Annotated in this window: 10 protein-coding genes and 1 tRNA gene; 7 read left to right on the top strand and 4 right to left on the bottom strand. The window is 71.2% G+C overall.

Going from position 1 to position 12865, the window contains the following annotated elements; translation table 11 throughout:
• Positions 1 to 71: 71 nt before the first annotated feature.
• Positions 72 to 155 (bottom strand) — tRNA-Leu (locus tag THESUDRAFT_RS08895).
• Positions 156 to 192: 37 nt separating this feature from the next.
• Positions 193 to 2289: an FAD-dependent thymidylate synthase gene (locus tag THESUDRAFT_RS14640; RefSeq protein WP_006904448.1), complete on the bottom strand. Its 2097-nt coding sequence runs from the start codon at positions 2287 to 2289 to the stop codon at positions 193 to 195.
• A gap of 319 nt (positions 2290 to 2608) precedes the next feature.
• Between THESUDRAFT_RS14640 and THESUDRAFT_RS15095 the strand changes: the two genes are divergently transcribed.
• From THESUDRAFT_RS15095 to THESUDRAFT_RS08935, 7 genes are all read left to right on the top strand, one after another.
• The gene (locus THESUDRAFT_RS15095) at positions 2609 to 3781 is read left to right on the top strand and encodes a VOC family protein (RefSeq protein ID WP_006904449.1); all 1173 of its coding nucleotides are present in this window, start codon (positions 2609 to 2611) and stop codon (positions 3779 to 3781) included.
• Between the two features lie 232 nt (positions 3782 to 4013).
• Positions 4014 to 4571, top strand: coding sequence for an NUDIX hydrolase (locus THESUDRAFT_RS08910; protein ID WP_006904450.1), 558 nt, complete (start codon positions 4014 to 4016; stop codon positions 4569 to 4571).
• Positions 4572 to 4679: 108 nt separating this feature from the next.
• Positions 4680 to 5447: a hypothetical protein gene (locus tag THESUDRAFT_RS13010; protein WP_207635425.1), complete on the top strand. Its 768-nt coding sequence runs from the start codon at positions 4680 to 4682 to the stop codon at positions 5445 to 5447.
• A gap of 130 nt (positions 5448 to 5577) precedes the next feature.
• Complete coding sequence (locus THESUDRAFT_RS13015; protein ID WP_156821780.1) at positions 5578 to 6759, top strand: IucA/IucC family C-terminal-domain containing protein; 1182 nt, start codon at positions 5578 to 5580, stop codon at positions 6757 to 6759.
• Positions 6760 to 6962: 203 nt separating this feature from the next.
• Positions 6963 to 8012 carry a FecCD family ABC transporter permease gene (locus THESUDRAFT_RS08925; protein ID WP_006904453.1) on the top strand — a complete coding sequence of 350 codons (1050 nt, stop codon included), beginning with the start codon at positions 6963 to 6965 and terminating at the stop codon, positions 8010 to 8012.
• A complete protein-coding gene (locus THESUDRAFT_RS08930) occupies positions 8009 to 9172 on the top strand; it encodes a FecCD family ABC transporter permease (protein WP_006904454.1) in 1164 nt (387 codons plus the stop codon). The genes THESUDRAFT_RS08925 and THESUDRAFT_RS08930 overlap by 4 nt, the downstream gene beginning before the upstream one ends.
• 39 nt (positions 9173 to 9211) lie before the next feature.
• Complete coding sequence (locus THESUDRAFT_RS08935; protein WP_006904455.1) at positions 9212 to 10135, top strand: ABC transporter ATP-binding protein; 924 nt, start codon at positions 9212 to 9214, stop codon at positions 10133 to 10135.
• 269 nt (positions 10136 to 10404) lie between these two features.
• Here THESUDRAFT_RS08935 and THESUDRAFT_RS08940 read toward each other — a convergent pair whose 3' ends face one another.
• Together THESUDRAFT_RS08940 and THESUDRAFT_RS08945 are read right to left on the bottom strand one after the other, a co-directional pair.
• A complete protein-coding gene (locus tag THESUDRAFT_RS08940) occupies positions 10405 to 11424 on the bottom strand; it encodes an ABC transporter substrate-binding protein (RefSeq protein ID WP_242823302.1) in 1020 nt (339 codons plus the stop codon).
• 208 nt (positions 11425 to 11632) lie between these two features.
• A complete protein-coding gene (locus THESUDRAFT_RS08945; RefSeq protein WP_006904457.1) occupies positions 11633 to 12847 on the bottom strand; it encodes an aspartate kinase in 1215 nt (404 codons plus the stop codon).
• Positions 12848 to 12865: the final 18 nt, after the last annotated feature.

A 12865-nucleotide genomic window follows, 5' to 3' on the forward strand; every position in this document is an offset into this window, starting at 1 on the left:
CTAAAAACGGAAGCTGTCTAAAAACGGCGAAGCTGTCTCCGGCACATCACGGTCGTCGTAGTGCCCTTCGGTGCCGGGGGCGGGATTCGAACCCGCACGGGCTCGCGCCCAACGGATTTTGAGTCCGCCTCGTCTACCGGTTCCGACACCCCGGCTCACGTATCAGCATGGTAGCACAGCGCCGGGATGCCCTCAACGGGGCTGCTCCCTGGCAACCGGCTCCAGGGTGCCGGCGGCCTCCAGTACCGCCATCAGCCGGGGCGCGCTGCGCACCAGGTTGGGGTGCACTTCCATCACCCGCTGCGCCAGCCGGTGGACCACCTGCCGGATATCCCACTGCGCCTCCGGCTTGCCCCGCAGCGTGATCAGGTGGTACAGCTGCCAGAGATCGAACTCCGCCACCACCCGCCGCCGGTGCGCGTTGGTCACCACATAATGGGCGGCCAGCGGCAGGCCCGCCCTCACCAGCCGGAAGAACAGGCGCTCCGCCGCATCGACGGCGCGCATCAGCACGGGCGCCAGGCCCGCCTCCTGGATGCGCGGCGGTACGGTGATGCCGTGTTCGACCCCCGGCGCCTGGGCGGCGAAGTGCATGCGGCGGGAGTGGCGCAGCAGCTGGTGCCAGCAGGCCTCGGAAACGGTGAGTTCGGCCCGGTATCGGACCAGCTTGAAGGCGTCGGGCGGCGGATCGTGGGGCCCGAGGCCAGCCACGGCTTTTTCCAGCAGCGCCAGCTTCTCTGCCGCCGTCATGGCCGCCAGCACGTCGCCGGTCTCCGGCCAGCCGCCCGACCCGTATTCGTTGATCCAGGCGGCCAGGATCACGTCCAGGGCCGCCTGCTCGTCGGGCGTGGTCGGCAACGCCTCCGCGACGGCCCCGGGCGAAGCGAGGGTCCCGCGCGAACCGGAGACCCCCGGCGAACTACCTGCACCGAGCGCACCGGCCGCCTCCGGCGCCGCACCGGCCCCCTGAGCCGCACTGGCCCCAGGCGTCACGCCGAATTCCGGTCCCGCGCCGGCCCCCGCTACCGCACCGGGCAGTCCGGCGCCGCCGGATGCCGTGGCAACCGCCGGCCCGCCCCCAGCGCCTGCCCCCCGGCCTGTCCAGTCCAGCAGGAGCACGGGGTCGCTGGCCACCGCCCGGACCCCGCGGTACCGCTGGAGGGCCTCGGCCACACCCCGGGCCACCTCCGCCTCCGCCGCCTGCAGGCGCGGGTTGGGTTCGGCATATCGAACCAGCGTGGGCAGAACCCGCGTGACCTCCCGGCGGATGGCCAGGGCCAGCCGCGTGGTCTCCTCGTAGGGGTCCGACAGCAGACGGACGATGGCATCCCGCAGGGCACGGCCGTTGCCCACCATGCCCAGGTTGGTCTCGACGGCCAGGGTCAGGGCATAGCGCGCGTCCTCGAAGGCCAGCTTCTCCAGCCGGCTGGCCCGCGCCCGCGCGGTTTCGCCGGGTTGGGCCGGTTCGACCCGGTCGAGGTGCTCCACCAGGCCCCGGAACAGCTCCTGGTAGGCGTCGTAGGTGATCTCCTGAACCCGGTGGAACTCGTCCAGCAGCTCGGGCGCGCCGGCCGCCTCCAGCTCCGGCGGTACGACGTACGCGCCGCGCCGCGGCATTTGATAGCGCTGGCTGTATTCGATGAAGGAGAGCCAGGGGTTGGCCGTCTCCAGGCGCGCGCTGGCCAGTCGGGAGATGCCCTCGATACCGACGGCAGCCTTGGCCAGCTCGGCCACCGAGGCGTGGCCGTAGCCGACCACCCACTTCTCGTGGAAGCGGCGCGCCTTTTCCGCCGCCACGGCCAGGGAGCCTGCCCCTTGCGGACGGTCCCCGGCGCCCGCCGCCGCCGGCGTCCCCGCCGGTGCCGCAGAGGGTGCAGAACGGGCCCCAGCGGTGGCCGCGGGGCGCCCCGCCCCCCCTGCTTCGCCGGTCGCCTCTACGCCCGCCGGGCCCGTCGCTCCCGGAGCCAGCGCCATCGTGCCCTCCCGATGGACGCCGGCCGGGTCAGGGCCCGCTGGGTCGGACGCCGCGGCGGCGGAGGCCGGCCCCCCGGCGGCCGCGGGCTCGGGCTGGGACGGGAGGCTGCCGAGCAGGTTGAGCTCCGGGTCTTCCATCAGGCGCAAGAGATTCTCCCGAAAGCTGCGGGGGCTGCGGCTCACGTAGGCGAAGATCACCGCGACGACTTCTTCGGGCAGGTTGTAAATTGCATACACGTTCTCGTCCAAATTGCTGACGAACCGGGCCAGCAGTTCCCGCTGGCGCGGTGTGAACCGCTCTGCCGCCGTCGACAAACCTTACACCGCCTTGCCGGGTTGACATGCCGGGTTGATGTCATGGCTTTCGACCCCAGCGCCCCCTCTCCCTTCCGGCCTCCGGGGGCAGCGCTCACCCGCGCCTCACCCCACCCCCCTCGGGGGCCGGGCGCGACCCTCCTGTGAATCGGTCCCGGCCCCCGACGAGCCAACCCAACGTTGCCGGACCGCGACACGCCGGCCGTCCATGGGCGACAATGGCAGTAAGCACCGGCCCATCATCCAACCCATGCGCATGACCCGTGAATCCAACGACGAATCCAACGACCGGTGAAGACTCTGAGGAGGTTTTGGCGCCATGAACCCCACGCCCCCACCGGCCACCCCCCTGCCGGCCAGCTTGCGCCTCGGCCCGGTCTACCTGCGGGTGCGCCAGTTGTCCCGCGCCCTGGCGTTCTATCGCGATCGGCTGGGTCTGGTCCCCGTACCGGTCCCCCGGCCGGGGGAAAGGGAGCCGGCTGTGGATACGCATGAACACCGCCAGAACGGCGGCGCACCGGCGCCCGGCGCGGCCGTACATGCCCCGGCCGGGCCCCACCGGGATGCCGAACCGCACCGGGAAGCGGCGACCGTCACAGGCCTGGCCGCCAGGGCGGGGGGACCGCCGCTGATCTGCCTGGAAGAGGCTCCCGAGGCGCTGCCGCGCCCACCCCGGACCACCGGTCTCTACCACGTGGCGCTGCTCTATCCCAGCCGGGCGGCCCTGGCGCGGGCTTTCCTGCGCCTGCTGGAGGGCGGGTGGCGCTTTCAGGGCTTTGCCGACCACGGCGTCAGCGAAGCCCTCTACCTGGCAGACCCTGAAGGCAACGGGCTCGAGCTCTATGCCGACCGGCCCCGGGACCAGTGGCCCCGCCGCCCGGACGGCACCATCGCCATGTATACCGCCTCGCTGGATCTGGACGATCTTGTGGCATCCGCCGCCCGCTCACGTTCCGGCGCGGCTCCCGGGAGCGCCGCCAGGGCCGGGAGCGCCGCCAGGGCGGCCGTCGCCATCCCGTCCAGGCCAGGTCGCGGCAGCACGCCCCATGAGCCCCCCAATAAGCACGGCGCCGTGCTCCAGGCCGGGTACGGCGCCGTGCCCCCGGCCGGGGACGATGGCCAGGACCCCGGCCCGGTGGTGGGCCACGTCCACCTGCAGGTGGCCAGCCTGGCCGCCGCCGAGGCCTTCTACTGCGGGGTGCTCGGCTTTGAGGTGACCCAGCGGGATTTCCCCGGAGCCCTCTTCGTGGCGGCCGGGGGATACCACCATCACCTGGGTCTAAACGTATGGGCGGGGGAAGGCGCGCCCCCTCCGCCGCCGGGAGCCGCCGGCCTGGCCGGCTTCACCCTGGCCCTCCCCGGCGAGGCCAGCCTGGCCACCGTGCTCGAGCGGGTACAGAGGGCGAGCCTGGAAGCCAGGCCGTCGCCCCGGGGCTGGACCGTGCTGGACCCCAATGGCATCCCGGTGCACCTGACGGCGCCGCCTGCCTGATGGGCCCAGGATACGGCCCCCCCGCGCCGTAAGCCGGTTCTCGCTTTCACCCGGCCGGCCGGCCCGGTCGCCCGGCGCCCTGCCCTGGCCGCACCCGCTCGCGCCCGCGCGACCCGGACCGGCACATTTCCCGGGAAATCGGCACCACCTGACCCGGCCCGCCAGCAGAGCGCCCCAGCACGGGGAGTCGACAGCAACAGGATTCGACGGAGGCGGGCCGAACAGTGTACCCATGACCACGACGGCACCGAAACCGCGCCACGTCTTCGAGGTCTTCACCCTGGGCTTCTTGGTCCGGGAGGGCCAGGTCCTGCTGCTGGAACGGCGCAAGCCGCCCAACGCCGGGCGCTGGAACGCGCCGGGCGGGAAGCTCGAAGCCGGCGAGGACCCCATCCAGGGGGTCGTCCGCGAGTTCGCGGAAGAGACGGGGCTGGTCCTCCAGGACCCGGTCCTGCGGGCGATCCTGTGCTTCCACGAGTTGGACGGCCGGTGGCGGCCGCAGATGATCTACACCTTCTTAGCCCATGCCGCCACCGGCGAGCTGCTGGCATCCGATGAGGGCCGGCTCGCCTGGTGGCCGGTGGAGCAGGTGCTCCGCGACCCCCGTGTGGTCGGCAACATCCCCCTCTTCTTGCCGCGCATGCTGGAACCGGAGCCGCCCTTCGTCTTCATCGCCGCCTATCGCGACGAGTGGCTGGAGGGATATCGCATCGCGCCGCTGCTGTCGGCACCCGTTCCGATCTCCCCGACCGCCGGTCGTCCGGGTCCGCAGCGGGTTGAACCGGCGTGAAGGGAAGACCGATTCGATGCCGCTCCAGCCCGCGGGTGTTGTGACGGTTCACCCCCCGATTTCGAGGCTTTACTGACGAGTTTGGAGCAGGATAATGTCTCCTTATTAGTGAGCTGGAACTTCTGGCAACACCGCGCGAAAGCAAAGAAACCCTTGGGGAACAAAGAGGTCGAGGAGAAAGAAGATTGCGCTATGGGAAAGATGGACGAACAAATTGTTGTTGTGCCACGACGTGTGCTTTTTGGAGAAAGGGAAATTTATGCATTTCAAGGCCTCCTGACAGACCCGGATGACGTGCGTGTCGTACTAATGAACATGACGATGGATGCGCGTCTGATGCGTCGAGGCGACGCCGAAGAAAACCCGGCGTACAAACAGCCTATTCCGTACGTGGTTCTGCGCCAGAAAGGCACAGGAAAGATCTATGTTTACGAGCGTCTATCCGGTAGCGGTGAGACGCGCCTGCACAATAAGCTTTCGATTGGCGTTGGTGGACACATGCAAAAGCTTTTTGATTCCGAAACCTTCGGCAGTGTTCTTGCTGGTGAAACAATGCGTGAGCTAACTGAAGAGCTTTTGCTCCGTCGGCCGGACGGGACAGAAATTGTTTTTGGTCATGGTCATATGCCGGTTGAGGACCGTGGTGTCATGGCCCTCATCAACGATGACATCAACGGGGTCGGACGTGTGCACATTGGTCTTTTGACTCTCCTGGAGCTTGATGAATCCATTCAGGTTGAGGTACGGGAGAAAGACCAGCTGCGCGGTTTTTGGACCGATGTCTCTGAATTGACCAAGCCGCAATTCTATGCGCGGCTGGAGTCCTGGTCGCAGTTTGCCATTGATTATCTCAAAGAGGAGGATGTCTCTGCATAAAATTGCAGTAGACCTCCTGCAGGCTTTGGCGGCGGGGAGTTCCTCGCCGCACTTTTGCATTTCAAGCTTGGGCAAGCCCGCGAGTGCCCCCGCGGTTGGTCTTGCAAACGGCTTGCAGTATCATTGGAACATGGTCCCATGCTGCCCGGCCGACGCGGCCGCTCTGGATGCCCTCACCACCCTCCCCCTGACACCGGGCACGCGACGCCGGCTGCTGGTGTCCCTGGCCGCATCGCACCTCGATGCGGGGGCCGGAGGCGAGGGCACGGCGGGCGGCAAGGCGGCCGCCGTCGACACGACGACCGGTGACCCCGAAGGGGCGGGGGGTCGCGGGACCGTGGGTGCTCTGATCCACCCCTCGGCGCCGCTGCCCCTCCTCCGCGATCCCGCACATCTGCGTCGCGTGATCGCCGGCCTGCGAATCCGCTGGGGAGGCCCGGTGGAAGCCGTCGCCTCGCAGTGGCACAAGCACTACGGCGCTGCCGCCCTCACCGCTCCCCTACTCGCCATGACCGGCGCGGGCGTGGCGCTCGCCGCTCCCGGCGAGGAAACCGTCGTCATCCTGGAGGCTGGACCGGGGCGGAACGCGGGCTTGCCCGTCGGCATCGGCGCCAGGCTCCTGGGCCACCGCTCCCAGCCGCGCCGGGGTAGGATCTCCCTGGGCAGGCCCCAATGCCGCCCCCCGCTTGCTGGAGAGACCGGTCCTGGCGCGCTTCCCGCAGCCTCCGCGGCGGGGGCCACGGCGGTCCCCGAGGCCGCGACCGGGTGTGGCGCGCCGGTCCCCCGCGCCCCGTGGATGGACGACCTCCTCGGCCTGCTTCTCGAGGAGTACGTGGCTCCCATGGTGGCCGCCCTGCACCAGGCCACGGGCCTCCGACCTGCCACCCTGTGGACGAACACGGCCAACTTCTGCGCCAGCCTGTACGAAGAACTCGCAGGCGCGGCACATCCCGCCGGTGAGCGTCGTGGGTCCACCACCGGTGAGAGCAGCGGCGCCAGGGCTCCTCTCGCGGCCGTGCCCACCGGCCTGCGGGAAGCCGCCGCCCACGATGCCGCGTGGCTGCTGACCGCCCCGACCCTCGCCGGGTTCGACCCCAATCCACTGGCCGGCCGGATCGAGTACGTGGAATGCCCGTGGCGGGACGCGGCGACCCCCTCCGCCCGCCGCGTCCGCCGGGCCTGCTGCCTTCGTTTCCGGCTGTCCGAGGGGAAGCCTTGCCGCTGCTGCCCCCTCCGGGGGCGCGGTGAGGTGCAGGCTCGGTGCGCCGATCCCGCGCCGCCTCCTCCAATCCAGTCTGGACCGGGCGGTTGACGGGAAGGGGCCCGACCCCTCAAGATCGAATCGAGTGCGAAATGGAGAAGGATTCTCAAAACCATTTGCCACGCATGGGCCCCCGAGACCGCGTGCCCGCAGCGGGCCGTCCGTCCAACGGGGAGCGGTGAAGGGCCCGAAGCCACGGGGCCGTCGGGACACGGGCCCGGCGGCGGAAGCGGTCGATGGGCGAGGGGGCGTCGATGTTGGCTTCCTTCCTGCGCGCGCGGCCGGTGACAGCGGCGCCCGGGCGGCCGCCGATCCTTCCCCTGGCGCGGCCGGCAGCCGGGTTCACGGCGGGCATCGGACTCGTCGCGGCGCTGGCGGCGGCCAGCATGGCCTACGGCGCCATGGCGATCCCGCTGAGCGAGGTCATCGGCGCGTATACCCGTTTCGACGGCACAGACGCCCACCTGGTGGTGACTACCGTCCGCATGCCCCGCACCCTGCTGGCCGTTGCGGTGGGCGCCAGCCTGGGCATCGCCGGCTTGCTCCTGCAGATGCTGACCCGCAACCCCCTGGCCGACGTGGAGGTGGCGGGCATCAACGCGGGGGCGGCGACGGCCGTCGTCCTGCTGGCCGTGCTGGGAGGACCCGTCTCCCTGGGCGTGCTCACCGCCACATCCCTGGCCGGTGCCGCCGCCGGTGGCCTTCTGGTCTACGCGCTGGCCGCCCTGGGGCGTGACGGCCCGACGCCGCTGAAGCTGACCCTGGCCGGCGCCGCCGTCTGGGCCCTGGGCGAATCCCTGACCAGCGGCCTCTTGACCGCCCACGAGCGGGCCCTGGACGAGGTGCTCTTCTGGCTCAAGGGCTCGGTGGCCGGGCGCGAGTTGCCCCTGTTCGCCCCCCTGCTGCCCTGGATGGCTTTAGGCTGGCTGGTGGCCCTGGCGGTGGCCCCCGCCCTCCACACCCTGACCCTGGGCGACGACGTGGCCCGGGGACTGGGCGTCCCGGCCGGTGCCGTCCGTCTGGCCGCGGGGGCGGCGGTGGTGGTGCTGGCCGGAACCTCCGTGGCCGCAGCGGGTCCCATCGGCTTCGTGGGCCTGGTGGCCGCCCACCTGGCCCGGGCGGCCGTGGGGCTCAACCCCCGTTGGATGGTGGCCTACAGCGCCTGGATCGGGTCGGCCACCCTGCTGGCGGCCGACCTGGCCGGCCGGTTCCTCGCCATGCCGGAGGAACTGCCCGTGGGGGTCGCCACCGCCCTGCTGGGCGCTCCCTTCTTCATCCTGCTGGGACGGAGGGCGGTGCGATGAAGGCCGCCCGGTTCCACCCGCTCCGACCGGCCCCTGCGCCCGGTCTGCCCCGGCTCTCCCGCCGGCCGCTGCCGGGCCACTGGACGTTGCGGCTGCCGGGTTTGCCGGTCTCCTTCCACCCCAGCCGGCGGTCGGTGGTCGCCACGGCCGCCCTGCTGGCCGTCACGGTGGCCGCGTTCACCGGCAGCCTGTGCCTCGGCTCCCTGGCCATCCCGCCGCAGCGGGTGGTGGCCGCCTTGCTCGACGGGCTCGGCGGGGCTTCGGCGGCGGGGGTCGGGACAGGCGGTGGCGCGGCTGCCACCGCCGCCGCCGGGCCGGAAGCCTTTGTGGTGCAGAACCTGCGCCTGCCGCGGGCCCTGGTGGCGGTCCTGGCCGGGGCTGCCCTGGGCCTGGCGGGGGCCCTGACCCAGGCGGTCTTCCGCAATCCCCTGGCGGCCCCCGACATCCTAGGGGTCACGGGAGGTGCCTCGGCGGCGGCCGTCGCTTTCCTCACCTATGGCGAGGGCCTGAGCATCCGCTGGCTGCCGCCGGCGGCCTTTGCCGGTGCCATGGTGACCGCCCTGGCCATGCACGCCCTGGCGCGGCGCACGGGCGCCTCGCTGCGGCTCATCCTGGTAGGCATCGGCCTGCGGGCGGCCACCGCCGCCCTGACCACCCTGTTCGTGGTCAAGAGCCCCATCTACCTGACGAACCGGGCCATGCTGTGGCTGACCGGCACCGTCTACGGCGCGACGTGGACCGACGCTCTGCTGCTGGCCCCGTGGCTGCTGGGCGCAGGAGGATTGACCCTGGCCGCAGCCCGCCGCATCAACGCCCTCCAGCTGGGGGATGCGGTGGCGGGGGGCCTGGGCACGCGCCCCGATCGGGACCGGGTCCTGGCCCTGGCGGCGGCCGCCGCCCTGACGGGAGCCGCGGTGGCCGTGGCCGGAGCGGTGGGCTTCGTCGCCCTTTTGGCCCCCCACATCGCCCGGTTCCTGGCAGGCCCCGCCTTCAGCCAGGGCGGGCTGGCGGCGGCCCTGACGGGTGGGCTGATGCTGCTGGCCGCCGACACCCTGGGCCGGGTGGCCTTCCCACCCCTGGATGTGCCGGCGGGGGTGTTCACAGCGGCCGTCGGGGCGCCCTTTTTCCTGCTGCTGCTGTATCGCCAGCAGCGGGGCTGAAGCCGGTGCGACCGGCCGCCTGAAAGAGGAGGCAAGGCCATGCCCGTTCTGGAGAGCCGCCATCTGACCCTGTCCTACGGCCGCGAGCCGGTGGTGGCGGACCTCGACCTGAAGATCCCCCCGGGCCGCATCACCGTGCTGATCGGGCGCAACGGGTGCGGCAAGTCGACCCTGCTGCGCGCCCTGGCGCGGCTGATGCGCCCCCAGGCAGGAGCGGTGTTGCTGGACGGCCGCGCCATCGCCACCCTGCCCACCCGCGAGGTGGCGCGGCAGCTGGCCATCCTCCCCCAGAGCCCCGTGGCGCCCGAGGGCATGACCGTCCTGCAGCTGGTCAAGCAGGGGCGCTACCCCTACCAGTCGTGGCTGCAGCAGTGGACCCGGGAGGACGAGGAGCGGGTCCGCCAGGCCCTGGCCTGGACGGGCCTGGAGGACCTGGCCGGCCAGCCGGTGGACGCCCTCTCCGGAGGCCAGCGCCAGCGGGCCTGGATCGCCATGGCCCTGGCCCAGGACACGCCCCTGCTCCTCTTGGACGAACCCACCACCTACCTGGACCTGGCCCACCAGATGGAGATCCTGGACCTCCTGGCCTGGCTCAACGCCCACGACGGGCGGACCGTGGTCATGGTCCTCCACGACCTGAACCAGGCGGCCCGGTACGGCCACCACCTGGTGGTCGTCCACCAGGGGCGGGTCTACGCCCAGGGGGCGCCGGCCGAGGTGCTGCGGGAGGAACTGGTGCGCCAGGTATTCGGCATCGAATGCCGGATCATCCCCGACCCCATCCACGGCACGCCCCTTTGCGTCCCGTGCAGCCGGTGGATGGCCCAGGCCGGGGCCGGGGCCGATACCGCGACGGCCCGCACCGCAGAGGCGGACACAAGGACCCCCATCCCGCCTGCCGCCGGCGGCCGCCGGCATGAGCTCGCCCCAGGCGCCCCAGGCGCGGCCGCCGCGGGCCCGTGATCGGCTACGGCCCGAAGCTGGTCAAAGCCGGCTCGACCGCTCGTTCGCGGCGCCGTCGCGGCCGGCCCGTCCCAAAAGCATGAGGCCCGGGATGCCGGAGCCGCTACCCGCTCCGGCATCCCGGGCCTCCCGGCACCAAGGGGCCGGATGAGGGGCCGCCCTTGCGGGCAGGCCCCTCATCCGGCCCGGCCGTCCACCATCTCACCTTGCATGCATCCCGCGCCTGGCATGCATCCCGCGGGTCACCCGGGCTAACGGATGCCCCCAGATCAGCGGGCCGGCGGTTCGGTCCCCAGCACGTACCGGTAGAGGTCGTCCAGCATCAGGTTGGCTGCCAGGATGCCGCCCGCGGTATTCCAGATGACGTCATCGACCTTGTAGACCTGGCCGCGCTTCACCACGGGCAGGTTCTTCCAAAGGGGATCCTGGGTCCACTCCTGCTCCAGACTGGTGGCCTGGCCGTCGCCGGTTTCATAGCTGTAGTAGAACAGGATGTCGCCGTCCATCTCGGGGATCCGTTCCTTGCCGACCTCCGCCGCGAACTCCGGCTTGTCCTGGGCCGGCGGCCGCTTGAAGCCGATCTCCTCCAGGATGCTGCCGGCGAAGGTGTCCTTGTAGAGGATGCGGACGCGGCCCGGCATGAAGCGCACCAGGGAGATCTGCAGGTCCAGCTTGTCCCCCGCCTGCTGGCGGAAGTGCTCGAGCCGCTGGTCCCACTCGGCCAGCAGGTGCTCGCCCTCGGCCTTGCGGTTCACGGCCTCGGCCCAGAGCATGAAGTTCTCCTGCCACTTGCCGCGGATCGTCTCGGAGAAGACCGTCGGCGCGATCTGGGACAGCTGGCCGTAGATCTTCTCGTGGCGCATCTTGGTGCCCAGGATCAGGTCCGGCTGCAAGGCGGCGATGGCCTCAAGGTTGGGCTGGTCTTCCTTGCCGACGGGCGTCACGCCCTCCATCAGGGGCGCGATGTGGTCATACCAGGGATCGCCCAGCCAGGAATTGGCCGCCCCCACCGGCTTGATGCCCAGGGCCAGCAGGGCCTCAGTGGCTTCGTTGGTCAGCACCACGATCCGCTCCGGGGTTCGGGGGATGGGGGTCTCCCCCATGGCGTGACGGACCACATAGCCTTCTTCTGCCGAGCCTTCAGCCGAGCCCGTGCCCGTACCGGTCCCGCTGCCGCTGGCCGTCCCGGTCGGCGTGCCGCCGCTGGTGTTCCCGGCCGAGCCGCCGCAGGCGGCGAGCATCAGGGATGCTAGGAGCAAGGCCACGATCAGCAGCCTGCCCCTGGGCACCCGCGCCCGCCTGGCCCGCCGCGTTCCTCCGGCCGTCTGCGTGCTTCCACCGAACAACCTCGCTTCCATGGGCACCCCGCCCTCCCGAAAATTAATGAGAAGGGTTATCAGACAGTGCCCATGGTAACGGAGTCATTATTGAGTGTCAATTTCATTTTCTGGTGCCAGCTGATGGCCCCGGTGGACGGGTGAACCGGCGCCGCCAGCCTCACCGCCCCAGGTCGAAGGCGGCATGGACCGCCCGCACCGCCTCGTCCACCTGTTCCCGGGCCACCAGGCAGGAGATGCTGATCTCCGACGTGCTGATCATCTCGATGTTGATCCCGGCCCCCGCCAGGGCGCCGAACATGGTGGCCGCCACCCCGGGCTGGGTCGCCATCCCCGCCCCCACGGCGCTGACCTTGGCGATGCCGTCGTCCACCACCAGCCGCTGGGCCGGCAACTCCCGCACCAGCGGTTCCAGCACGCGGCGGGCCACGGGCAGGTGACCGTCGGCAATGGTGAAGGCGATGTCCTGGTGGCCGTTGCGCGCCACCGACTGGCTGATCATGTCCACGTTGATCCCGGCCTCGGCCAGGGCGCTGAAGACCCGGTGGGCGATGCCCGGCACGTTGGGCACCGAGACCAGGGCCAGCCGCGCCACGTGGCGATCGGAGGTGACGCCGCTGACGGGGCGGTCGGGCTCGACGGTGCCCGCCGGCACCACCCGCGTCCCCGGGTGGTCCGAGAAGGTCGAGCGGGCATGGATCACGATGCCGTGGCGCTGGGCGCAGGTCACCGCCCGGTGGTGGAGCACCTGGGCACCCAGGCGAGCCAGCTCCATCATCTCGTCGTAGGAGATGACGGGCAGCAGCCGGGCGTCCGGCACGACCCGCGGGTCGGCGGTGAACACGCCCTCCACGTCGCTGAAGATCTCGCAGCGCTCGGCTTCCAGCGCCGCCGCCAGGGCCACCGCCGTGGTGTCGGACCCGCCGCGTCCGAGCGTGGTCACGTGCCCCTCGGCGTTGAGCCCCTGAAAGCCCGCCACCACGGGGACGAACCCGGCCTCCAAGGCCTCCCGCAGCCGCTCGGCGGCGATGGCCCGTACCCGGGCGTTGCCGTGGGCCCCCTCGGTCTGGATGCCCGCCTGCCAGCCGGTAAAGGAGCGGGCCGGCACACCCAGAGCGTCCAGGGCCATGGCCAGCAAGGCCGCGCTGGCCTGCTCGCCGGTCGCCAGGAGGGCGTCAAGTTCCCGCGCAGGAGGTTCGGGGTGGAGCTGCCGGGCGAGATCGATGAGGTCGTCGGTGGTGTCCCCCATGGCCGAGACGACCACCACCAGGTCGTGCCCTTCCTTGCGGGCCTCCGCCACCCGCCGGGCCACGTGACGGATGCGGTCCGGTCCCGCCACAGAACTGCCGCCGAACTTCCACACCCAAAGGGACAAGGCTCATTCCTCCGTCCC

Source organism: Thermaerobacter subterraneus DSM 13965, from assembly GCF_000183545.2.
Taxonomy (GTDB): Bacteria; Bacillota; Sulfobacillia; order Thermaerobacterales; family Thermaerobacteraceae; genus Thermaerobacter; species Thermaerobacter subterraneus.